Below are 22897 nucleotides of genomic sequence, written 5' to 3'. Positions count from 1 at the left end.
GATCGTCGTGCGGCGGATTCGCCGTCGAGACCAACACTCACAGCAGAAGAGGACAGTTTCGGTCCTCTACCTGACACAGAATGGATGCCATGACAGGCAGCTCCTCGCGCATGCTCGCCCTGCTCTCGCTGCTGCAGACGCAGCGCGACTGGCCGGGGCAGATGCTCGCCGACCGCCTCGACGTCACACCGCGCACGGTGCGCCGAGACGTCGACCGCCTGCGCGAACTGGGCTATCGGATCAGCGCGATCAAGGGCCCTGACGGCGGATACCGGCTGGCTGCGGGATCGGAGCTGCCACCTCTTCTCTTCGACGACGAGCAGGCCGTCGCCATCGCGGTCGCGCTGCAGAGCGTCTCGGCCACGGGGATCGACATCGACGAGGGCGCCGCTCGCGCGCTGGCCACCGTGCGCCAAGTGATGCCGTCGCGCCTGCGACATCGGGTCGACGGCATCCGCTTCACCGGCGTCGAGAACGAGACCCGGGTGGATCCGGCGGTGCTCGAGGCCGTCAGCGCCGCAGTGCGAGACCGGCACGTGCTGCGCTTCGACTACGGCGACCACGACCGCCCGGCCCGCCGCACCGAACCGCACGCCGTCGTCGCCCGCGAAGGACGCTGGTACCTCCTCGCGTGGGATCTCGAAGCCGACGACTGGCGCACCTTCCGACTCGATCGGATGACCCCGCGCATCCCGACCGGCCCCGCCTTCACGCCGCGCGAACTTCCCGCCGCCGGCGCGCAGACCTACCTGGCGGCTCGCGCGAAGGGGTCGGATGCCGAGGACCGCTGGCCCTGCATCGGCGAGCTCGTGCTCGACCTGCCCACCTACGAGGTCGCGCAGTGGATCGGCCGCGACGGCACGGTGGAGCCCATCGACGACGTTTCGTGTCGCGTCACGGTCGGGTCGTGGTCGTGGGTCGGCATCCTCGCGTCGATCGCCCGCTTCGATGCGCCGTTCACGGTCGTCGGGCCACCCGCTCTGGCGGATGCTGCTCGCACCCTCACGGGGCGGTTCGCCGCCGCATCCTGATCTGCGGCCTGCATCGCTTCCCGTGCGTGGTCAAAAGTGCATGCTCCAGCGTTGATTCGGATGCCTTTTCGACCACGCACCCGGTTCAGGATGCGTTTTCGACCACGCACTCGTCATGCTCCTCCGCCCGGGCGATCGGCCACAGCATCCCCCGGTAGACTGGCCATGCCCCGCCGGCCCCTCATCTAGGAGTGCGCGTGACCACCGCCCCTGCACCTGCCCACAAGCACGTCCCCGACTCCGTCGAGAACGCAGCCGCGACTCCGGAGAAGGAACAGCCCTACGCGGCGCTGGGCCTCAAGGACGACGAGTACGCCCGCATCAGGGAGATCCTGGGCCGCCGCCCGACCTCCGGTGAGCTGGCCATGTACTCCGTGATGTGGTCGGAGCACTGCTCCTACAAGTCGTCGAAGAACTACCTGCGCCGTTTCGGCCAGAAGGTCTCAGACGAGATGAAGGAACGCCTGATGGTGGGCATGGGCCAGAACGCGGGCGTCATCGACGTCGGCGAGGGCTGGGCCGTCACCTTCAAGGCCGAGTCGCACAACCACCCCTCGTTCATCGAGCCGTTCCAGGGTGCGGCGACCGGCGTCGGCGGCATCGTCCGCGACATCATCTCGATGGGCGCACGCCCGGTCGCGATCATGGACGCCCTGCGTTTCGGCGCGATCGACCACCCCGACACCGCCCGCGTCGTGCACGGCGTGACCAGCGGCATCAGCTTCTACGGCAACTGCCTAGGCCTGCCGAACATCGGCGGCGAGACGGTCTTCGACTCCGTCTACCAGGCCAACCCGCTCGTCAACGCGCTCGCGGTCGGCGTCCTTCGCCACGAAGACCTCAAGCTCGCCAACGCGACCGGCGTCGGCAACAAGGTCGTGCTGTTCGGCGCCCGCACGGGCGGCGACGGCATCGGCGGCGCCAGCATCCTGGCATCCGACTCGTTCGACAGCACCGGACCCACCAAGCGCCCCGCGGTGCAGGTGGGCGACCCGTTCGCCGAGAAGGTGCTCATCGAGTGCTGCCTCGAGCTGTACCGCGACGAGCTCGTCGAGGCGATCCAAGACCTGGGCGCCGCGGGAATCTCGTGCGCGACCAGCGAGCTCGCGGCCAACGGCAACAGCGGCATGAAGGTCTCGCTCGACAACGTCCTGCTGCGCGACCCCTCGCTCACGGCTGAGGAGATCCTCATGTCGGAGTCGCAGGAGCGCATGATGGCGATCGTCGCCCCCGAGAAGCTCGACGCGTTCCTCGCGGTCGTGCAGAAGTGGGACGTCGAGACGTCGGTGCTGGGCGAGGTCACCGGAGACGGCCGCCTCATCATCGACTGGCAGGGCGAGCGCATCGTCGACGTCGACCCCGCGACCGTCGCGGTCGACGGCCCGGTCTACGACCGCCCGGTCGCCTACCCGACGTGGATCGACGCACTGCAGGCGGATGCCGCCGAGAACCTGCCCCGCTCGAACGACCCCGAGGTGCTGCGCGAGCAGTTCCTCAACCTGGTCGCCTCGCCGAACCTGGCCGACACCCGCTGGATCACCAACCAGTACGACTACTACGTGCTCGGCAACACGGCCCTCTCCTTCCCCGATGACGCCGGCATGATCCGCGTCGACGAGGAGTCGGGTCTCGGCTTCGCGATCTCGACCGACGCGAACGGCCGCTACTGCCAGCTCGACCCGTATGCGGGTGCGCAGCTGGCCCTGGCCGAGGCGTACCGCAACGTCGCCGTCACCGGCGCCGTGCCCACCGCGATCACCGACTGCCTCAACTTCGGCTCTCCCGAGAACCCCGAGGTCATGTGGCAGTTCGGGCAGACCGTCGACGGTCTCGCCGACGGATGCTACGAGCTCGGCACCCCTGTGACCGGCGGCAACGTCTCGTTCTACAACCAGACCGGCGACGTGCCGATCCACCCGACCCCGCTCGTCGGCGTGCTCGGCATCATCGACGACGTCTCTCGTCGCATCCCCTCCGGGTGGCAGGACGAGGGTCAGAACATCTATCTGCTCGGCACGACCTCGACGGAGCTCTCGGGTTCAGCGTGGGCCGAGACCGTGCACCAGCACCTCGGCGGACTGCCCCCGAAGGTCGACCTCGCGGGCGAGAAGCGCCTCGCAGGTCTGCTCGGCGCGGCACGCGACGAGTGGCTGATCTCGTCGGCGCACGACGTGTCGGAGGGTGGCCTCGCGCAGGCCCTCGCCGAGGGCGTCTCGCGCTTCGGCGTCGGCGCACGCGTCTGGCTCAACGAGATCATCGAGCGCGACGGAGTGGATGCTGCAACCGCACTGTTCTCCGAGTCGACCGGTCGCGTCATCGTGACTGTCCCGCGTGAGGACGACGTGAAGTTCCGTGGGCTCTGCGAAGGCCGCGACTACCCCGTGATGCGCATCGGCGTGACCGACTCCGAGGGCGCGAAGCTCGAGGTGCAGGACGTCTTCACGGTTCCCGTCGCCGAGATCCGCGAGCGCTCGCAGGCCACCCTGCCCGCCGCCTTCGGCCCGACCGTCAGCGAGCCGGTCAGCGCATGAGCGGCGACGGCCTGAGCGAGGACTACGGCGACCTGGGCGAGAAGCGCAATCGCCGTCTGCGCATCGTCGCCTGGAGCGTCATCATCGCGCTCATCCTCGGCGGCGGCGGCGCGACCGTCATCACGCTGCTGCTCGGCTGAGATCGTCTCTCGGCTGACGTCGCCGCTCAGCTGACACTCGCAGGCTCAGACCGCACCTGCATGCCCGGGCCCGAGGTTCTGCGCATGCACCTGTGGTCTGAGCCTGCATCTGAATCGACGTTCTCTTCTGCACCGGTTCCCCTGCTCTGACCTTCTCCACAGACCCCGGAGTTCAGCCGCGCAATGTAGGCGCCCCCGCGAAGGATTCGAGGGATCACAGATCTCAGGGGGATGCCATGACCGAAGCCAAACTCGATCTCATCGCGAAGCTGCTCGCCAAAGCCGAGAGCACGACGCCCGAAGAGGCCGAAGCTCTGACCGAGCACGCCGAACGACTCATCGTGAAGTACGGGATCGAACAGGCGCAGATCGATGAACGACGAGGCCGACTGGGGCAAACGCGCGAGCAGATCGTCACCGAGCGGATGCTCTTCCGCGGCGTCTACGCGAAAGACCTCCGCGAGATCGGGATCGGCGTCGCCCGGGCGCTCGGCGTCGTGCGCCCGCTGCTCGCCGAGCACCCGCCGCTCGCGGGTCTGCTCCTGGTCGGACACTCGTCGGATGTGAGGCAGGTCCAGACGCTGACAGCCAGCCTGGAGGTGCAGGCGATGGTCGCGATGCGCAACTGGTGGCTCGAGCATCGAGACCTGTACACCGGCCATCGCGACGGGGTGAAACGTCGAGCGCGCAGCGGCTTCCTCCGAGGCTTCGCCGTCGGTGCCATGAACCGGATCGAGGAGAGTCGTCGCGCGGCCGTCGAAGAGAGCGGCACCGGGACCGAGCTCGTTCTCACCTCGCGCCGGAGCCGCGTGGATGCCGCGGTCGATGAGATGGCGACGAAGCACTCACGGCGGCGACGCGGTGCGGACCCCGGTTCCTTCGCGCACGGTCACCGCTCAGGTCTGGAGGCTCAGACAGGTGGCGGCAGAGCGGTGGCGGCGCGATGACCGCACCGGCTGCGCCTGAGACCGCTGCGCCTAGCGGGAGAAGAAGAAGCGGGTCAGCCGCACGATCGAATCCGGGTCGTGGTGCTCGCGCCCCAGCGATTCGACGATGATCGCGCCGAGGATCGCTCGTCCGAGCTGCTCGACAGGCGCGTCCTCTGCGAGCTGCCCGTCGCGGATGCCCCCACGGATGCGTTCGGTGAGGTACTTCTCGACACCGAGGCTCTCGCCGAGGTGCGCGCCGACTCCGGCGTCCTCCGTCGCCGCTGCGACGAGAGATCGGAGGAGAGCGCCTCCCTCGGGTGCCTCGAGGATCGAGAGAACGCTGCGCAGCCAGGTCTCGACGTCGGCGGCGAGGTCTCCGGTATCCGGGACGACGAAGTCGACAGGAATCAGGCGGCCCTCAGCGAGGCACTCGCCGATGAGGGCTCCGCGCGACGGCCACCAGCGATAGATGGTCTGCTTGCCGACCCCGGCCTCTTTCGCGATGCCTTCGATCGTGAGCCGGTCGTACCCCTGGTTGTGGAACAGGCGAGAGGTCGCGTCGAGGATCGCCTCACGGGCGGCAGTGCTGCGCACGGGTCCGCTTCGATGCTCGTTCACCACACGTTCAGGATAACCACAGAACACTAGACGAGACGCCCCGTATGATCTATCCGTCTGAAGGAGATCGTTGTGGCTTCACTGCTGTACCGCCTGGGTTCGTTCGCTGCACGCAAGGCGTGGACGGTGATCGTCTCGTGGGTCGTCATCCTCGGCCTGGGTGTCGGCGCGTTCCTCACGCTCGGGGGCACGCTGAGCAACAGTTTCGACATCCCCGGCACTGCCTCAGGTGCCGTGACCGACCAGCTCGCCGAGAAGCTGCCCGACACCGCCGGCGGCACGGGAACCGTGGTCTACCGGACGACCGACGGCTCGGCCTTCACCGAGCAGCAGAAGCAGGAGATCTCGAAGCTCGCCGCGAGCGCCGAAGACCTCGACGGGGTCGCCTCTGTCGTCGACCCGTTCGACGCGCAGGAGCAGCAGGCCGTGCAGGCGCAGGACCTCGCAGACGGCAAGGACCAGATCGAGGGCGGTCGCGCCCAGCTGGATGCCGGTCAGACACAGCTCGACGACGGACGCACCCAGCTGGATGCGGGTCTCGAACAGCTCACCACTGCCCGGTCACAGGCCGAGGCGGGCGGTGCCCCCTCCGCGCAGCTCGCCGAGCTCGACGCGCAGATCGCCGCCCTCAACGCCCAGCTCGCCGAACTCGAAGCCCAGCAGAAGACGATCGATGAGTCGCGCGACGAGCTCGACGCCAACGCCGAGAAGGTCGACCTCGGATCCACGCTCCTCGATCTCACGAACGGCATCGGCGTCGTGTCCGACGACGGCTCCACCGCGATCGTCAACGTCTCGTTCGAAGATCCCCGCCTCGAACTCTCCGAAGAGGTCAAGCAGGGCACGATCGAGCACTTCGACTCCTCGCCGATCGATGGCGTCGAGGTCGACTTCGGCACCGACATCGCGCAGGGGGTCCCCGAGATCTTCGGCGTCGGAGAGGCGATCGGTCTCGCGTTCGCTGCGGTCGTGCTGATCGTGATGCTCGGCACGCTCATCGGCGCGGCCCTGCCGATCGTCACGGCGGTGGTCGGCGTAGGCGTCGGCGTGACCGCATCCCTCGCTTTCTCGGGCGTCGTCGACATGGCATCCGTCACCCCGGTGCTGGGTGTGATGCTGGGTCTCGCGGTCGGCATCGATTACTCGCTCTTCATCGTGAACCGGCACCGCAAGCAGCTGCTGAACGGTGTGCCGGTGAGGGAGTCCATCGGCCTCGCCACCGGCACCTCGGGCACGGCGGTCGTGTTCGCCGGCACCACGGTCATCGTCGCTCTGCTCGCCCTCAATGTGACGGGCGTGCCGTTCCTCGGACTCATGGGCACCGTCGGTGCGGTCTGCGTCGCGGTCGCCGTGCTCGTCGCGATCACGCTCGCTCCCGCCATCCTCGGGCTCGTCGGCACCCGCCTGCTCAGCGGCAAGGCCCGCTCCACGATCGGTCAGCCGCACGCCGCGGGCAAGCCCGTCAAGCGCATGTCGACGCTGCGTGCGATCGTCACCGTGCTCGTCAGCGTCATCGCGCTGCTGATCGTCGCGATCCCCTCGATGTCGATGCGCCTCGGCCTGCCCGACGGCGCGGGCGAGCCCTCCGACTCGACCAGCTACCGCGCGTTCCACATCGTCGACGAGCAGTTCGGCGAGGGGGCGAACGGTCCGCTGCTCGTCACCGCCACTCTCGACGACGCGGTCAGCGACGACGACCTGCTCGCCACGCAGGTCGAGATCGCCCAGACTCTCTCCGATCAGGACGACGTCGTCGGCGTCGCACCGATCGCGACGTCCGACGACAACACGCTGCTCGCGTTCCAGGTGCTCCCCGCAGAGGGCCCGAACAGCGCCTCCACAGAGAAGCTCGTGCAGGACATCCGCGCACTGCCGCAGCTCGACGGCGGCATCACTCTCGGGGTCGCCGGCCAGGCGGCCACCAACATCGACATCTCCGAGGCGCTTGCCGGCGTGCTGCCGCTCTACCTCGTGGTCGTGGTCGGGCTCTCGCTGCTCATCATGATCGTCGTGTTCCGCTCGCTGCTCGTGCCCATCATCGCGACCGGTGGCTTCGTGCTCTCGCTCTTCGCGACCTACGGCCTGATCGTCGCGGTGTTCCAGTGGGGCTGGGGCGCCGAGATCATCGGTCTGCACAGCACGGGTCCGATCCTGAGCTTCCTGCCGGTGATCCTCGTCGGCATCCTGTTCGGGCTCGCGATGGACTACCAGCTGTTCCTCGCCTCGGGCATGCGCGAGGCGTATGTGCACGGCGCCTCAGCCCGAGATGCGGTGGCCCAGGGCTTCCGAGCCGGACGCTCGGTCGTCGTCGCCGCGGCACTCATCATGGTCTCGGTCTTCGGCGGGTTCATCTTCTCGGAGTCGACGATCATCCGCTCGATCGGCTTCGGCCTCGCCTTCGGTGTACTGCTCGACGCCTTCGTCGTGCGGATGCTGCTCATGCCCGCGCTCATGCACCTGCTCGGCCGTTCGGCCTGGTGGCTGCCGCGGTGGCTCGACCGCATCCTCCCCAACGTCGACATGGAAGGTGCAGCGCTCGAGCGCGACCACCCCGGCGTGCGGACCGACACGGTTCAGGTCGTCGCGCCCGCAGACAACACAGAAGCGCGCTGACGTCACGCACCCCGAACCCGGATGAGGCGGCAACAGCACGCCTCCTCTTCCGCGGACGCTCGAGCGTGGGTAGCCTCGGCCAGCAAGGAGGCACCATGGCCATCGCACCCATCGATGTGGCCCTCGACGCGAACATCGAGGGCCACCTGATCGGCTCACCCGTCAGCATCATCCGCGAGTTCACCTCGACCCTCGGCAGCGGGCCGCGACTGCACCGGCATCCGTACGTCGAGACCTTCGTGATCCACCGAGGCCGCGCGCTGTTCACCGTGGGCGACGAGCGGGTCGTCGGATCCGGAGGGCAGGTGCTGGTCGTTCCGGCGCTCGTCGGCCACCGTTTCGAGGTGCTCGACGGCGGCACTTATGAGGCCACCCACATCCATTCGAGCGACCGGTTCATCACGGAGTGGCTGGAGTAGTCACCCTCGCTCAGCGGTCGGATGGCCGAATCCCGAATGGCTGGACAGGCCCCGGGCGATTCGCCCGCCAGGCATGCGATCTCCAGCCAAACGAACCGGGTCTCCAGCCAAAACGAACCGGGTCTCCAGCCAAACGAACCGGCACGACCACACCCGGGTCAGACCACCATCCCGCGCCAGATCACCTCGACGGCTGCCCTGAGACGGGCGGCGACTGCGGGGTCGTCCATCCGGTCGCCGCGCACGACGATCTGGTAGTAGGCGGTGCCGGCGATCGCATCGAAGCACGCGTCGACGTCGAGATCAGCCCGCAGCTCGCCGCGAGCGATTCCTGCGCGCAGCGCGTTCAGCAACGGCACCCGCCTACGCGACACATGTGACTGCCAGTACGCCTTCTGCAGCGCGCGATCCGACATCACGAGCCGGATGCGCTGACGGAATCGCTCCTCTGCATACCCGGATGCCGCGACCGACAGAGCCACTCCGCTCTCGCCGAGTCCGAGCCCGTCGAACAGCGCATCACGAAGATCGACATCGTCCGGATACTCCGGCGGCACCATGCGCCCGACGTCGAGCGCTGCGGCGATCAAGGTCGTGAGCGACGGCCACCGACGGTACAGCGCTGCCCGACTCACCCCGCTCTGTGCGACCACGCGGCTGACGGTCACCTCCTCCCCCGCGTCGATGATCTCGAGCGTCGCGGCGACGATCTGCCCGTCGATGTCCTCATCGCGCGGACGGCCGGGGCGGCGGCGAACCGCAGCCCCGACAGCATCCTGTGCCACAGCCGTGATCACACCAGCGCCCGCTCGCGAAGACGCGTGATCGTCGCGTCCGACAGCCCTGCCGCTCGCAGCGGTGCGAGAGCATCGCCGTGCTGCGCGCGCAGCGTGTCGAGCAGGGTGCGCATCGACACCTCCATCGATCCCTCGAGCAGAGCCGAGCTGGCCCCGGCGGCACCCGCGTCGAACCCGAGCGCCTTCCACATCGCGCCCATCACCGGGGCGGTCCGCTGCATGATCGCGACCATGTTGCCGCCGGTGAGCGCGTAGTCGGCGACGATGTCGTCATCCGCCGCGCCGAGTGCGAGCAGCAGCATCGCCGCCACCACACCGGTGCGATCACGACCGGCTGCGCAGTGGAACGCCGCGGTTCCCGGGGTGTGTGCGATCACGTTCAGCGCCGTGACCAGCTGCGGTGCGGCGACCTCGACCATGCGCAGGTACATCCGCCCCATCGCGTCGTGGGTGAGCTCGGGGGCATCCCGGTTCATCGACTCTCCGACATCCGCGATCAACGGCAGGTGGTGGTAGGCCACCGGGTACTCGGCGAGAGGGCCGCGGCCGGTGACCGAGACCTCCAGCGGCGAGCGCAGGTCGATGATCGCGGTGAGCCCCGCGGCGACGAGCTGTGCGGCGACGTCGGTCGTGACGTAGGCGAGGTCGTCGGTGCGGATGGCGAGGCCCTCGCGCAGCACGCCGCCGTCGATCGGAATGCCGCCGAGGTCGCGCAGGTTCACGGGGGCGCTGAGCACGAGGTCGATGTCTGCGATGGTCATGTGATTCTCCTTCGGATGAGGGCACTGCCCTGGTCGATCGCCGTGACGAGCACGATGATGCAGATGATGATGGCGCTGAGGTGTCCGTAGTCGTACATGCGCATCGCGGTGGTCAGCTCGAGGCCGATGCCACCGGCGCCGACGAGACCCAGGATGGTCGCGCCTCGCACGTTGCCCTCGAACAGCAGCAGCGTGTACGAGGTCAGCAGGGGCGCGGACTGCGGCAGGATGCCGTATTGGATGACCTGCCGCTTCGAGGCGCCGACGGCCTCCATCGCGACGACGGGTCCGCGGTCGACCTGCTCCATGGCCTCGGCGAAGATCTTGCCGATCGATCCGATCGATCCGAGGGTCATGGCCAGGATGCCGGCGAACGGGCCGAGTCCGACGGCCGAGACGAACATGAGCGCGAACACGAGATCGGGCACCGAGCGGATGATGTTCATCACCCATCTCGTCGGGTAGTAGACCCACTTCGGCGCGATGTTCGACGATGCGCCGAACGCGGCGAGCAGCGACAGCACGGCGCCGAGCACCGTGCCGACGACGGCCATCTGGAACGTCTCGAGCAGCAGCGCGAGGATGGTGCCGATCTTCGAGAAGTCCGGCGGGAACAGCCGGGAGAGGAACTCGCCCATGTTGACGGCGCCGTCACCCAGCTTGATGAAGTTGAACTCGGCGCCGTTGAATGACCAGATCAGCAGCAGCGCGGCGATCGGCAGGCCGATCAGGAATCGAGCCCGTGGGATGCGGAAGGCGCGCTCCAGGCGCGAGCGCTCCCCGGCATCCAGGGTCGGGCGAGTGGACGGCCGGTCGGCCTTGCCGCCTGGGCCATCCGTCGAGCGGCCCGCCGGGCCATCCGTCGAACGGGGATCAGTGGTGAGCGTCATCGTCGTGCTCCTCGTCGTCGTAGAGCGGCGCGAGTGCCGCGGCATCCAGCTGCGATGTGGCGCCGGCGACCAGCATCCGTCCGTGCCGCAGGCCGATGATGCGGTCGCTGTGCGCGAGGGCGAGCGGCAGCACATGCAGGCTGACGAGCACCGGGATGCCGTCTTCGGTGGCGATCTCGCGCAGCAGTTCGAGCACCGAATCGGCGAGCTTGGGGTCGAGCGATGCGACCGGCTCGTCAGCGAGGATCACCTTGGGCTGCTGCATGAGCGCCCTGGCGATCGCCACGCGCTGCTGCTGGCCGCCCGAGAGCGACCGCGCAGGGGCAGTGGCCTTGTGAGCGATGCCGACGCGGTCGAGCAGTTCGAGCGCGCGGCGGCGATGCGCAGTCGAGAAGCCGCCCACCAGGTTGATCGCGCCGGCGCCGTGCAGCGCTCCGGTGAGCACGTTCGTCATGACGCTGAGCCGCGGGATCAGGTTGAACTGCTGGAAGACCTGGCCGACATCCGACCGCAGGGTGCGCAGCTCTCCGCGTGCGAGGTTGGTGACGTCGTGGCCGGCGACCCTGACCGACCCCGCAGAGATCGGGGCGAAGCCGGTGAGACTGCGCATCAACGTCGACTTGCCCGACCCCGAGGCGCCGAGCAGCGCGACCATCTCGCCGGCGAACAGCTCGAGGTCCACGCCGTCGAGCACCGTGGTGGCGTCATACGCGACGCTGAGGTCGCGCACCGACACGAGCGGCAGAGCCTGGCGCAGCTCGGCGGTGGAGGTGCGGGCGGATCCGGTGGCCGGGGCCGGGAGGGCGGATGCCGCAGCATCCGCCCTCATCAGTGAGGGGTTCGTCACTTGAGGTCCTTGAGCTCGACGCCCGCGACCTCGGCGATCTCGGCGAACGAGGCGAACGACGAGCCGTCGGGGTCGACCGTCTGCTCTGCCGCGGCGAAGGCGCCGTAGGCTCCGAGGGCTTCGGCGTTCTCGGGCGAGAAGACCTCGGCGATGCCGTCCTGGATGAGCTTGCGGGTCTCGTCATCGAGCGACTGACGGCCGAGCACCGCGCCCTGGATGTCCATGGCCGGGCTCTCGCCCACCGCGCGCCACTCGCCGTCGGCGAAGGGGAACATAGGGGCGCCCAGCTCGGTGAGCATGACCGCGGTGCACGCGGCGTCCACCTGCCCCTGCTGCAGCGCCGCGAAGCTGCCCTCGTGGCCGCCCGCGAAGATCGCCTCGTAGTCGGTTCCCTGCTCGAGCCCTGCCTCGTGCAGCATGTACACCGGCATGAAGTAGCCCGAGCTCGACGCCTGGTCGGCGAAGGCGACGGTCTTGCCCTCGAGGTCTTCGACAGTCTCGATCGGCGAATCGTTCAGCACGACGCAGGTCGAGACCGGCTTGCCGTCGCCCTGGAAGGCGACGAGTGCGTCGACCTCGCCCGTGTTGACGGCGAGGGCGGAGGGGAAACCGCTCATGATGCCGATGTCGACGTGGTCGGCACGGATCGCCTCGACGACGCTCAGATAGTCGGGCACATCGGTGATCTCGACATCGCGGCCGGTGGACTCTTCGAGCAGTTCGGCGAAGACCTCGATCGGGTTCTCGGCGGTGGGGTCGTCGCCGACGGGAAGCGTCGCGATCGTGATGGGAGCGTTCGGGTCGGCGGGAGCCGCTTCGGCAGACGGGCTCTGGCAGCCGGTCAGGGCGAGGGCGGCGACGCCGAGGAGGCCGACGGCGGGCAGGGTGAGGCGGCGCATGATGACCTTTCGGGAGGAGACGTTCCCGAATTCCGAGAACAGGAGTATTCCAACTCGCGAAGGTGACAGGGAATTACGAGACCGCCGTACTCGAAACGGAACGCTGAGTGAACGGCTGGTGTCGGTGGTCGGGGGAACGGATGTCGGCGCCCGGGCCTAGAGTGTGCGGATGACCCCCGATGTCCGTGTTCGCCTCGAACGGCTGCGCGCCCAGGCGGCGGAGCGGGTCGAGGCGACCGGAGCCGCGCTCGCCGAGCTCATGCACGACCGTGAGAGCTCGAACGACGATGACGAGCACGACCCCGAAGGCGTCACGCTCTCCTCGGAGTGGTCACGGCTGACCGGGCTCGCCGAGGCCGCGGCATCCGAACTCCGGCAGGTCGACGATGCGATCGCTCGGTGGGATGCCGGCACCTACGGCATCTGCGCGAACTGCGGCAGACCGATTCCGCAGGCTCGTCTCGACGTGCGTCCGTTCGCGACCCACTGTGTCGCGTGTGCCGAGAAGCTCGGCCTCTGAGCCGGAGATTCAGACGACCTGACGACGTTTCATCTCGGGAGGCGCAGCCGTCGTCGCTCGACGACCGAGCACGCCGGTACCCCGTGCAGGATCACCAGAGGAACGTGGCCCCGACGGTGCATACCGCGCCGATCACGGCCACCGCCCACCAGTACCACGCCCGCCGGCGCGGGAGGAAGGGCAGGCGAGCCCGCGACCCACGAAGCACGAGTACGCCGATCGCGGCGAGCGCCGGCGCGAACGCGATGCCCCACAGCCAGCCGCCGACGGAGAACCACGGCCCGCTGTGCCAGAGCAGCAGGAGGCCGAACGCCGCCCAGATCAGGTCGCCGATCGACGGCAGCAGGGCCTTCACCCGGAACGCGCGGATCAGGGCCACCAGGCTCAACAGCACAGCGAGACCGAAGATGCCCCACGCGATGCCGACGGATGCACTGTCGACCGCCGGAATCGGCGCGCCCGACACATAGGACATCGCGATGTAGTCGGCAGGGGCCACTGTGTTCGACAGCGCGAGGAAGGCGGTGCCGGACTCACGGTCGAGCGTGAGCATGGTGCGGAATCCCCCGGTTCCGCCGTTGTGCCAGGTCTGCAGGCCGTCGCCGTCGAACGATGTCGACGTGATCCACCCCCATCCGATCTCGGCCCCTTCTCCCATGGGGGCGGTCGGGTCGAGGGCTGTTGCGCCCGGGGCTGTGCCGTCGAGGTTGGCCTGCGCCCAGGTCGCGAGATCGGCGGCCGTCGTGAACGTCGACGAGCCGGCCGGCAGGTAGCCCTCTCCCCACCACCGAGGAGCGGGGACGCCGTTGATCAGGAATCCGGGCACAGCATCAGCCGGGACCTCGTCGGCCGTCGCCGCGACGACCGTGTCATCCATGCCGAGCGGTTCCGTGATGCGCTCCCTCAGCAGCGTCGCGTAGTCATCGGCATCCGCTGCCTCGACCAGCGCCGTTCCGAGCAGCGAGACGGCGAAGTTCGAATAGACCGAACCCTGATCGGGGTCGACCGGGGCGACTGCGGCGTCGGCGATCAGCTGCTCGGTCGTGGTGGTCGCGTAGGGGTTCTCGTTGAGGAGGACGCCGCTCAGTGCCTCCGTTTCAGCCGTGGCGCCGAGCCCGGGCAGACCCGACGAGTGCTGCGACAGCGACGCGAGCGTCACCTCGCCGGCGTCCGCGCCCTCGAGCTCGGGAAGGTGTTCGGCGAGCTGATCGTCGGCGCTGACCTCTCCGCGCTCGATCGCATCGGCGAGCAGCGCGCCGGTGAAGGTCTTGGTGATGGAGCCGAGCTCGAACACCGTGTCGGCGGTCGGAGCCCCAGGGGCGGACGGGTCGGCATCGCCGAGTCCCGCGAAGACGGCTCCGTCTGCGCCGATCTCGGCGACCGAGAGCGCCCGGAAGCTGTCGAGACCACCGGGCAGAGAGCGGATGCGGTCGGCGAGCGCCTCATCGCCTGCGGTCGACGCGCTGACCGTCTGCTGCTGCGGACCGATCGCCGCACCGAGCGCGACGCCGACGGCTGCAGCCGCGCCGATCACGGCGAGGATCGCTCGAGTGGGGCGGCGGCGCGGAGCATCCGGTGCGCTCTGGCGGTCTTGCAGGTCTGGAGAAGGGATCGAGGGGGTGGTCACGGTGGGCTCCTCAGCTCGAAGCGATCATGGTCAGCACGAGAAGGGGCACCACGCGGGCGGCCGGTACCTCGTAGTACCCGCGGCGCGGAGAGACGAGCCACCCCGCAGTGACGAGCTGCCGCAGGTGGTGGTAGAGCTGGCCCGACGAGGCGAGGTGCTCGAGCTGCAGCAGCTCGGCCGTCGTGTGCGCTCCGCGCATCACCTGGCGCACGAGCTCGATGCGCGCCGGGTGCCCCAGGGCTTCGAGCGGACGGGCGAGATCGCTCCAGTCGTGCGCGAGCAGCCCTTCGGCGTGCAGGCCGTACTGCCAGCGCACCGGCCCCGCCTGCGTCTCGACCGCACCGGCCATCATCACGGCCCCCGGCGCACGACGGCCGAGCTCGTTCACGAACCAGAGCGGGTCGTCGGAGCCGGCCGGCTCGGGCGCAGCATCCGACGGATCCGGATCCCGTTCCGCAGCCTCAGCGGATTCGGCACCGCGCGCAGCGAGGGCGGAGAGCCGGGCGACCTCGTGCTCGAGGTCGGCGAGTCGGCGCTCGACCGTGCTCTGGTTGTCGGGTTCCATGATGCGAACCTATCAAAAGTTCGTAATTACGGAAAATGGGGGATTTGCGGCCCGGCCCAGAGCAGGGATGCCGGCTCAGAAGCTCCCGAACGAACCGCAGGCGACGCCGCGAGGCCCGAGAAGTAGGCTGAGCACATCATGGACGAGTTCATCCGGGGCTTCTGGATCTTTGCGGGCAACTACTGGTGGCTCGCCTTCCCGATCCTCGGTATGGCCGGAGGTGCTGCGAAGGCGTGGGAGCGCAGCGCGAGGCGCCGCCATGAACGACGCATCGAGACTCTGCGCCTGAAGGCCGAGATCAAGACCGCCCAGCTGGAGGCCCGCAACGGTCGCGCGAAGCGCATCGGCCCGGCGGTCGTCGACACCAGGGCATCGGTCGCCCCGAACACCCTGCTCGAGCGTCTCTTCTCCGAGCACGACGAGATCACCGCCCGCTGGCTCGACTACGAGCTCGACGTCGCGAAGCTCATCGCCTTCCCCGCCATGAGCGACGGCCGTCAGCCGCTTGTCGCCGCCTTCCTGCGGGCCAAGAAGACGGCGGATGCGCTGCGCCCGCCGTCTGCCGACGCGACCGTGACCGAGCGGCAGGTCTCGGAGTACCTCGACGCGGTGGGCGCGTATGCCGTGGCATTCGAGATCGCCGAGAAGGATGCGCGCAGGCTGCGCGACTCGACCTTCACCGAACCCGAGCGCAAACGTCTGGACCGTGCGCAGCAGCTGCTCAAGGTCGCGGTCGACGAATCCGCCACGCAGGCCGAACGCAACGTCGCCTACCGCCGCGTGCGCGACGAACTGGAAGGGCTGATCCTGCTGAGCGACGAGGCCGTGCAGGTGCTCGAGAAGCAGGTGGCCCGTGAGCTGCCCGAGCACGCGACGGCCGCCGCCTCGCCTGCTTCGGAGCCCGAGAGGATCGTCCTGCCCTCCGCGACGAAGACACCCCCGCCCCGAACCAGAACAGCCGAGCCCGCGCAGCCGAGCGCGAACGACGACCGGGAGACCCCGCAGTGATCACCCGATTCGAAGAGCTCGACTGGCAGAAGACCCCGATCGGCGAGCTGACGCTGCGCCGACGCACCGAGCCTGCAGTCGGCCAGGAGATCTACGAGGTCAGGCTCGGCGACGAATACCTCATGTCGAGCCTGTTCACGGTGGCCGAGGAAGAGCTCTCGAACCTGGGTCTGGCCGCTGTCGGCGGCGACGGTCTCTCGGTCCTCGTCGGAGGGCTCGGGCTCGGATACACCGCGGTCGCCGCACTGCGAGACGAGCGCGTGGCTTCGCTCACCGTGGTCGATCGGCTCGGCGCTGTGATCAGCTGGCACCAGCGCCGCCTGCTGCCCGTGTCGGCAGAGCTCGTCGACGACCAGCGCACCAGTCTGGTCGAAGACGACTTCTTCGCCCTGGTCCGGGCAGCACCCCGTGAAGACCACCCCGGATACTCCGCGATACTGCTGGACGTCGACCACTCGCCGCGCCACCAACTCGACCCCACGCACGCCGACCTCTACACCGCGGACGGCCTGCGTGCGCTCGACCGGCACCTCGCCGCCGCCGGCGTCTTCGCCCTGTGGTCGGACGATCCGCCCGACGAGGACTTCATGGGCCTGATGCACGGCGTGTTCGATGATGCGGTCGCCCACGTGGTCGACTTCGCGAACGCCGTCACGGGCGGCACCTCCTCGAACACCGTCTACATCGCGCGCAGCCGCCGCACGGCGGATGCGGGCGCGACCGCAGGGCATGCACAGAAGGTGGCCTCGTGACCCCGAAGACGGTCGTGCTCACCGGAGCATCCGACGGCATCGGCGCAGCCGCAGCGCGCCAGCTCACCGCATCCGGTCACCGACTCATCCTCGTCGGCCGCTCTGTCGAGAAGACGAGGGCGGTCGCCGCCGACACCGGTGCCGAGTGGTTCACCGCCGACTTCACCAGACTCGACGACGTGCGCGAGCTCGCGACGAAGATCGCCGACACCGTGGGCGACGGCGGGATAGACGTGCTCGCGAACAACGCCGGTGGCATCTTCGGCGATCAGACCCCGACGGTCGACGGCTTCGAGAAGACGATGCAGGTCAATCACCTCGCGCCGTTCCTGCTCACGAACCTGCTGCTGCCCCAGCTGCGCGCCGGCCGCGCGTCGATCATCAACACGTCGAGCGTCGCGCACCGCCTGTTCGCACGGCTCGACGTCGACGACCTCGACAACCGCAAGAACTTCAGCGCCAACAGGGCGTATGGCGATGCGAAGCTCGCCAACGTGCTGTTCACGAAGAGCCTGCATGCGAAGTTCCACGGCGAGGGGCTGACTTCGGTCGCCTTTCACCCCGGCACCGTGCAGACGAACTTCGCCTCGGACTCGAACACGCCCATGCGATTCGTCTACCGCACCCCGCTCAAACGCCTGCTGCTGATCAGCAGCGAGAAGGGCGGCAGCACGCTGAGCTGGTTCATCGAGGGCACGCCAGACGAGACCTGGATCTCGGGCGAGTACTACGACGAACGTGTGCTGACACGTCGCGTGAACCCGCGGATCGAGGATGCCGCACTGGCCGAGGCGCTGTGGCAGAAGAGCGCCGAACTCGTCGGCATCAGCGCGAGCTGACACGAGGCCCGGCGCCGAGCCCCCGCATCCCGCACGCGCCGGCGGGCAGCTCAGCACCGCGCGGAGACCTCTCCCAGACGGCAGGAGTATGCTGGCTCACCGGGTCACGTGGCCCGTTCAGAGCGCGAGAGGCGGTGATGGCGATGTCCGGTGATAGTTGCGACGCCGCCTTCGTTGCGTCGCGTCTGACGGCATCCGTGCGTTGAGCTTCGGCTCCGCACCTGCACGTCCTGCTTCGCAGCCGTCGGCGGCGTCTTCCGCCCCCTGACGAATTCTGCGCACGCCATCTCTGATCCGGCGTGCGCCTGCGAGAACGGAGCCGACCATGGCCCTCATCGACAACGGCGTATACGTGCACGGACGCCGAGTGGAGACCCCGAAGAACCTCGACGAGACCTACCGGTCGCTCGACGCCCACGGCGGCATCGCGTGGATCGGCCTGTATCGACCGAGCCCCGTCGAGGTCGCCTCGGTCGCGCGCGAATTCGATCTGCATCCGCTCGCCGTCGAAGACGCGCTCTCGGGCCACCAGCGATCGAAGGTCGAGCGCTACGGCGACACGCTCTTCGCCGTGCTGCGCCCCGCTCGCTACCGCGACGAACAGGAGTCGATCGAGTTCGGCGAGCTGCACCTGTTCGTCGGCCCCGACTTCGTGGTGACGATCCGGCACGCGGAGTCTCCCGACCTCGCAGCCGTCCGCCGTCGCATGGAGGCGCACCCCGAGCTGCTCGCGATGGGACCCGAGGCGGTGTTCTACGCGATCCTCGACGAGGTCGTCGACGGCTACGAGCCGATCGTCACGGGCCTGCTCAACGACATCGACGAGATCGAGGACCAGCTCTTCGGCGACAGCGACGACGACGCCCTCTCGCGGCGCATCTATGAGCTCTCACGCGAGGTCATCAACTTCCAGCGAGCCGTGCATCCGCTCGCCGGGATGCTGGAATGGCTGCGCCGCGGGTCGGAGAAGTACCGCATCGACGAGGAGCTGCAGCGGTCGCTGCGCGACGTGCTCGACCACGTCATCCGCGTGAACGAGCGGGTCGACTCGTTCCGGGCGATCCTCGAGAACGCCCTCACGGTGCACTCCGCTCTCGTCGCGCGACGCCAGACCGAGGCAGGGCTGGCGCAAAACGACGAGATCAAGAAGATCTCCTCGTGGGCGGCGATCATCTTCGCGCCCACGCTCGTCGGCACGGTCTACGGCATGAACTTCGAGGTCATGCCCGAGCTGCACTGGGCACACGGATACCCGATGGCGATCGGCGCGATGGCCGCCTTCGCGGTCGGCCTCTACGGGGTGTTCAAGTACAAGAAGTGGTTGTGAGGCCGGGCGGGCTCAGCGGTCGTCGCCGCTGAGCCTGTCGAGCAGGTCGTCGATGTCGTCGACCTCGACGGTCTCGACCTCGGCGCGATCGCGCACCTCGATGTTGGCGACCTCGAGGTCGTCGTCGAGCTGCACGAGGATCCGCGAGTCAGGGAACTGCTTCGGCGCGTCGAAGGCGATCAGCACCGCGTCGGCGAACACCACCACGGAGGTGGCCTCGAGATCGTCGCGCAGGTCGATCTGCTCGAGCACCGGCTCGTCGTCGACCGCCTCGTCGATGTCGTCGGCGACCTCGTCGATCACCGCACGCCACCGCGTCTCGGACACCGACAGGATGCGCGCGATCGCCTCGAGCAGCGCGTCGTCGTCGAGTGTCTCCTCGTCGTCCTCCAGCTCGGGATCGACGTTGACCGTCACCACCGCGCCGGCGGCATCGATGGTCGCGCGGCCGTAGATGAGACCGTTCTCGGCGACCGGATCATCGAGAAGGCCGCTGTCGACGATGCGGGCGAGAAGGTGGTCGAGCAGTGACGAGGCCATGAGACCAGTCTTCCACGTCGCCGCCGCTAGGCTCGTGTGCGTGCCGAATGCAGACGCCCCCGCCTCCGCCGCATCCGACCTCAGCCGCATCGCGGCGTCGCTCGTCGGCCCCGATCCGCTGAACTGGGTCATCACCGGCGACTCGATCACCCACGGACTCGTCCACACGCAGGGCGGTCGCAGCTATGCCGAGCATCTGCACGAGCTGATCCGCGGCGAACTCGCGCGCACCCGTGACGCCGTCATCAACACCGCGATCAGCGGGCACCGCATCACCGACATCCTGGACGACTGGGATCGCCGCGTCGCGTCCTGGCAGCCGGACATCGTCACCCTCATGATCGGCACGAACGACATGGCGACCGGCCCCGGTCAGGTCACCGTCGAGCCCGCCGCGTTCGCCGCCTCGCTGCGCGAGTTCGTCTCACGAGTGCGCGCGTCCGGCGCTGTTCCGGTGCTGCAGACCCCGCCGTCGATCGACGTCGCGAACGCACCCGGGCGCGAGCGGATCATCAAGTTCGCGGATGCCGTGCGCGAGGTCGCCGCATCGGAGGACGTGATCCTCGTCGACCAGCACGCCCGTTTCACCGAGCTCGGCAACGGCGGTGTGCCGTGGGGGCTGATGGGCGACCCGTTCCACCCGAACGCCGCGGGTCATGCCGCACTGGCGCTCGAACTCGCGAACGCGCTCGACATCTGCCCGCCGCACGACCGCGACCGCACCCTGCCGCTGCTCGAGGCGCAGATCGCGATCGCGCGCCTCAACGCCTGAGCCGACTCCGGCCACCCCGTGGTGGGTGGTCACACGCGCATCCGGCACTCGGTGGGTGGTCAAGAACGCATCCCCCAGCCCTGACAGCGATGCTTTTTCGACCACCCACCTCTTGCCCGCCCCTCGCGACTCGACCCGCAAGATGCACTGGTGCATCGAGTCGTATACCAGTACCTTGGGCCGCATCGGAGTCGTACCGCGGGGGAGCGATGAAGGGGGGCGCCATGTCTCATGTGGTGGCAACAGGTGCAGGCAAGGCGATGATGGAGCGCCGGAACGATCCGACGCACGACTACATCCTCGGGCTCACTCGAAAGAAGAGACCGCGAGTGCTGTTCGTCGGCACCGCGACCGGCGACGACGCGGCCTACATCGTGAGTTTCTACTCGACATATGACTCCGACCGCTGCGCGCCGCATCACCTGCCGCTCTTCCACCGCTCGGTCGACGACCTCGCGGGTTTCGTGAAGGGATTCGACGTCATCCACGTCGGCGGCGGCAACACGGCGAACATGCTCGACGTGTGGAAGCGGCAGGGCCTCGACGAGATCATGCGCGAGATGTGGGAGGACCCCGACTCGAACGTCGTCTTCACCGGAGGCAGCGCCGGCGGCATCTGCTGGTTCGAGGGCGGCACGACCGACAGCTATGGCCCGACCCTGCAGGTGCTGCCCGAGGGACTCGGGTTCCTGCACGGCAGCTTCTGTCCGCACTACGACGCAGAGGATCAGCGACGCCCGCTGTTCCACGCGTCGCTGCTGAGCGGCGAGCTCGCCACCGGATATGCGGTCGGCAACCTGCAGTCACTGCACTTCGAGAACTCCGAGTTCGTGACCGCGATCAGCCCGGTCGAGAACCCGCTCGCGCTGCGCGTCGAAGCCATCGACGGAAAGATCGTCGAGACCGAGCTCGCGACCGAGATCCTCACCCCCTCTGCACCGATCACGAAGGGGCCGTCGACGTGAACGACAACGTGTGGATCCTCGTCGCCCAGCTGATCGTCGTCATCCTCGCGATCTACATGGGCACCCGCACCAGCGGGATCGGCCTGGGCGTCTGGGGACTCGTGGGCGTGGCCGTGCTCATCTTCGTCTTCGGGGAGGCCCCCGGCAACGCCCCGGTGGATGCCGTCTTCATCGTCATCACGGTCATCACCGCCGCATCCACCATGCAGGCCGCGGGCGGCATCGACTGGATGGTGTCGGTCGCCGCCAAGGTGATCCGGCGCAAGCCGAAGTCGGTCGTGTTCCTCGCCCCCGCCATGTCGTTCCTCTTCACGGTCGGCGCCGGCACTGGCAACATCTTCTATCCGCTGCTCCCGGTGATCTACGACGTGTCGTACCAGCAGAAGATCCGCCCCGAACGGGCGCTCTCCGTCTCGGCCGTCGCCTCGCAGGTCGGCATCCTCTGCTCCCCCGTCTCGGCCGCGACCGCGTCGATGGTCGTGCTGCTCGCGCCCCAGGGAGTCGATCTCGGCGGCCTGCTGCTCATCATGTGGCCTGCGTCGATCGCGGGACTGTTCGTCGCGGCCCTCGTGATGATGCGGCACGGCAAAGACCTCGAGGACGACCCCGAATTCCAGCGCCGTCTCGAGAGTCACCAGATCAAGCCACCGGTGGTGGACGCGCACGACACGAAGCTGCCGCGCACCGCGGTGCTGTCTGCCGCGCTCTTCCTGGCCGGTGTCGGCGTCATCGTTCTCTTCGGACTCTTCGAGGGACTGCGCCCGGTGATCGGCACGGATGACGCCGGCGACCCCGTGCGCCTGAGCGTGACCGTGATCATCGAAGTGGTGATGGGTGTCATCGCCGCGCTGATCTTCGTGTTCTGCAAGGTCAAGGCCGCAGACGTCCCCAAGCAGCCGACGTTCCCCGCCGGCCTCGTCGGTGCGATCGCCCTGTTCGGAATCGCGTGGCTCGCGAACACCTTCGTCGCGGCGAACCAGACGCTCATCGTCGAAGGCCTCGGCTCGGTGGTCTCTGGATCGTCGGCGTTCCTCGGCGCACTGCTCTTCGCGCTCGCCCTGTTCGCCGTGGCGATGCTGACGACGAGCCAGTCCAGTGCGACCAACGCGATCGTCCCCATCGGCATCACGATCGGGCTGCCTGCGCCGCTGCTGGTGGGACTCTGGCCGTCGACCATGGGCATCTACACACTGCCGGCCAATGGCAGCCAGGTCGCGACCGTCGCGTTCGACCAGACCGGGACGACGAAGATGGGCAAGTTCGTCTTCGACCACTCGTTCCAGCTGCCGAACCTGGTCTACATCGGCGTCGCGATCGTCGTGGGTGTGGTGCTCTCCTTCCTGTTCTCGTGACGTGAGGGTCCCCTGAGACCCGTCCCTGGGCAGTGCGGGACTGCTCAGCGTTCACAACTCAGCATGGGTGCTCGGTTCCCCTGCTGATCTCGCCCGCTCAGCGGTGATCTGGGCAGTCGGTGCTGAATTGCGCACGGCGCCGCTTCGCCACCTCC

Annotated in this window: 23 protein-coding genes; 14 read left to right on the top strand and 9 right to left on the bottom strand. The window is 68.4% G+C overall.

Annotated features, from left to right (window positions below):
* Positions 1-89: 89 nt before the first annotated feature.
* The 4 genes from ASF87_RS07140 (at position 90) to ASF87_RS07130 (ending at position 4649) form a co-directional block, all read left to right on the top strand.
* Positions 90-1031, top strand: coding sequence for a helix-turn-helix transcriptional regulator (locus tag ASF87_RS07140; protein WP_056376386.1), 942 nt, complete (start codon positions 90-92; stop codon positions 1029-1031).
* Between the two features lie 197 nt (positions 1032-1228).
* Complete coding sequence (gene purL / locus ASF87_RS07135) at positions 1229-3562, top strand: phosphoribosylformylglycinamidine synthase subunit PurL (protein ID WP_056375252.1); 2334 nt, start codon at positions 1229-1231, stop codon at positions 3560-3562.
* Entirely contained in the window at positions 3559-3702 is a 144-nt protein-coding gene (locus ASF87_RS17820; RefSeq protein WP_164481679.1) for a hypothetical protein, read from the top strand. Before purL ends, ASF87_RS17820 begins: the two co-directional genes overlap by 4 nt.
* A 236-nt stretch (positions 3703-3938) precedes the next feature.
* Positions 3939-4649 (top strand): DUF2786 domain-containing protein, encoded by a 711-nt coding sequence (locus ASF87_RS07130; protein WP_056375250.1) that lies wholly within the window; start codon positions 3939-3941, stop codon positions 4647-4649.
* 30 nt (positions 4650-4679) lie between these two features.
* Here the strand turns inward: ASF87_RS07130 and ASF87_RS07125 are convergent, their stop codons facing one another.
* Positions 4680-5249 carry a TetR/AcrR family transcriptional regulator gene (locus ASF87_RS07125; RefSeq protein WP_235558896.1) on the bottom strand — a complete coding sequence of 190 codons (570 nt, stop codon included), beginning with the start codon at positions 5247-5249 and terminating at the stop codon, positions 4680-4682.
* A 72-nt stretch (positions 5250-5321) separates the two neighbouring features.
* On the opposite strand from ASF87_RS07125, the gene ASF87_RS07120 reads away from it, so the two are divergent.
* Together ASF87_RS07120 and ASF87_RS07115 are read left to right on the top strand one after the other, a co-directional pair.
* Positions 5322-7862 carry an MMPL family transporter gene (locus ASF87_RS07120; protein WP_056375245.1) on the top strand — a complete coding sequence of 847 codons (2541 nt, stop codon included), beginning with the start codon at positions 5322-5324 and terminating at the stop codon, positions 7860-7862.
* A 95-nt stretch (positions 7863-7957) separates the two neighbouring features.
* Positions 7958-8281, top strand: coding sequence for a cupin domain-containing protein (locus tag ASF87_RS07115; protein ID WP_157550019.1), 324 nt, complete (start codon positions 7958-7960; stop codon positions 8279-8281).
* 158 nt (positions 8282-8439) lie between these two features.
* Here ASF87_RS07115 and ASF87_RS07110 read toward each other — a convergent pair whose 3' ends face one another.
* From ASF87_RS07110 to phnD, 5 genes are read right to left on the bottom strand one after another with little or no spacing between them, the layout of a single operon-like run.
* Positions 8440-9066, bottom strand: coding sequence for a TetR/AcrR family transcriptional regulator (locus ASF87_RS07110; RefSeq protein WP_235558895.1), 627 nt, complete (start codon positions 9064-9066; stop codon positions 8440-8442).
* A gap of 8 nt (positions 9067-9074) precedes the next feature.
* Entirely contained in the window at positions 9075-9839 is a 765-nt protein-coding gene (locus tag ASF87_RS07105; protein WP_056375244.1) for a tyrosine-protein phosphatase, read from the bottom strand.
* Positions 9836-10729 carry a phosphonate ABC transporter, permease protein PhnE gene (phnE, locus tag ASF87_RS07100; protein ID WP_235558894.1) on the bottom strand — a complete coding sequence of 298 codons (894 nt, stop codon included), beginning with the start codon at positions 10727-10729 and terminating at the stop codon, positions 9836-9838. The genes ASF87_RS07105 and phnE overlap by 4 nt, the downstream gene beginning before the upstream one ends.
* Positions 10713-11576 carry a phosphonate ABC transporter ATP-binding protein gene (phnC, locus tag ASF87_RS07095; RefSeq protein WP_235558893.1) on the bottom strand — a complete coding sequence of 288 codons (864 nt, stop codon included), beginning with the start codon at positions 11574-11576 and terminating at the stop codon, positions 10713-10715. The genes phnE and phnC overlap by 17 nt, the downstream gene beginning before the upstream one ends.
* Positions 11573-12475 (bottom strand): phosphate/phosphite/phosphonate ABC transporter substrate-binding protein, encoded by a 903-nt coding sequence (phnD, locus tag ASF87_RS07090; RefSeq protein WP_056375240.1) that lies wholly within the window; start codon positions 12473-12475, stop codon positions 11573-11575. The genes phnC and phnD overlap by 4 nt, the downstream gene beginning before the upstream one ends.
* A 169-nt stretch (positions 12476-12644) precedes the next feature.
* Between phnD and ASF87_RS07085 the strand changes: the two genes are divergently transcribed.
* On the top strand, positions 12645-12995 hold the full coding sequence (locus ASF87_RS07085) for a TraR/DksA family transcriptional regulator (protein ID WP_056375237.1): 351 nt from the start codon (positions 12645-12647) through the stop codon (positions 12993-12995).
* A 91-nt stretch (positions 12996-13086) separates the two neighbouring features.
* Here the strand turns inward: ASF87_RS07085 and ASF87_RS07080 are convergent, their stop codons facing one another.
* A complete protein-coding gene (locus ASF87_RS07080; protein ID WP_442922803.1) occupies positions 13087-14529 on the bottom strand; it encodes a serine hydrolase domain-containing protein in 1443 nt (480 codons plus the stop codon).
* A 103-nt stretch (positions 14530-14632) separates the two neighbouring features.
* Complete coding sequence (locus ASF87_RS18015; protein ID WP_056375232.1) at positions 14633-15187, bottom strand: ArsR/SmtB family transcription factor; 555 nt, start codon at positions 15185-15187, stop codon at positions 14633-14635.
* A gap of 138 nt (positions 15188-15325) precedes the next feature.
* Between ASF87_RS18015 and ASF87_RS07070 the strand changes: the two genes are divergently transcribed.
* From ASF87_RS07070 to ASF87_RS07055, 4 genes are all read left to right on the top strand, one after another.
* On the top strand, positions 15326-16195 hold the full coding sequence (locus ASF87_RS07070) for a hypothetical protein (RefSeq protein ID WP_235558892.1): 870 nt from the start codon (positions 15326-15328) through the stop codon (positions 16193-16195).
* Positions 16192-16947: a hypothetical protein gene (locus tag ASF87_RS07065; protein ID WP_056375230.1), complete on the top strand. Its 756-nt coding sequence runs from the start codon at positions 16192-16194 to the stop codon at positions 16945-16947. The genes ASF87_RS07070 and ASF87_RS07065 overlap by 4 nt, the downstream gene beginning before the upstream one ends.
* Positions 16944-17786 carry an SDR family NAD(P)-dependent oxidoreductase gene (locus ASF87_RS07060; RefSeq protein ID WP_056375227.1) on the top strand — a complete coding sequence of 281 codons (843 nt, stop codon included), beginning with the start codon at positions 16944-16946 and terminating at the stop codon, positions 17784-17786. Before ASF87_RS07065 ends, ASF87_RS07060 begins: the two co-directional genes overlap by 4 nt.
* Positions 17787-18111: 325 nt before the next feature.
* Positions 18112-19113 (top strand): magnesium and cobalt transport protein CorA, encoded by a 1002-nt coding sequence (locus tag ASF87_RS07055; protein WP_056375226.1) that lies wholly within the window; start codon positions 18112-18114, stop codon positions 19111-19113.
* Positions 19114-19125: 12 nt separating this feature from the next.
* Here the strand turns inward: ASF87_RS07055 and ASF87_RS07050 are convergent, their stop codons facing one another.
* Positions 19126-19653: a hypothetical protein gene (locus ASF87_RS07050; protein WP_056375224.1), complete on the bottom strand. Its 528-nt coding sequence runs from the start codon at positions 19651-19653 to the stop codon at positions 19126-19128.
* A 40-nt stretch (positions 19654-19693) separates the two neighbouring features.
* On the opposite strand from ASF87_RS07050, the gene ASF87_RS07045 reads away from it, so the two are divergent.
* From ASF87_RS07045 to ASF87_RS07035, 3 genes are all read left to right on the top strand, one after another.
* Positions 19694-20425 carry an SGNH/GDSL hydrolase family protein gene (locus ASF87_RS07045; RefSeq protein ID WP_056376382.1) on the top strand — a complete coding sequence of 244 codons (732 nt, stop codon included), beginning with the start codon at positions 19694-19696 and terminating at the stop codon, positions 20423-20425.
* Between the two features lie 224 nt (positions 20426-20649).
* Complete coding sequence (locus ASF87_RS07040; RefSeq protein WP_056375222.1) at positions 20650-21390, top strand: peptidase E; 741 nt, start codon at positions 20650-20652, stop codon at positions 21388-21390.
* Complete coding sequence (locus tag ASF87_RS07035) at positions 21387-22742, top strand: anaerobic C4-dicarboxylate transporter family protein (protein WP_056375220.1); 1356 nt, start codon at positions 21387-21389, stop codon at positions 22740-22742. Before ASF87_RS07040 ends, ASF87_RS07035 begins: the two co-directional genes overlap by 4 nt.
* Positions 22743-22897: the final 155 nt, after the last annotated feature.

The sequence above is a fragment of the Microbacterium sp. Leaf161 genome (assembly GCF_001423645.1).
GTDB classification, from domain to species: domain Bacteria; phylum Actinomycetota; class Actinomycetes; order Actinomycetales; family Microbacteriaceae; genus Microbacterium; species Microbacterium forte.
Note: the sequence above shows the minus strand (reverse complement) of the source record. Positions and strands in the feature narration are given on the sequence as shown.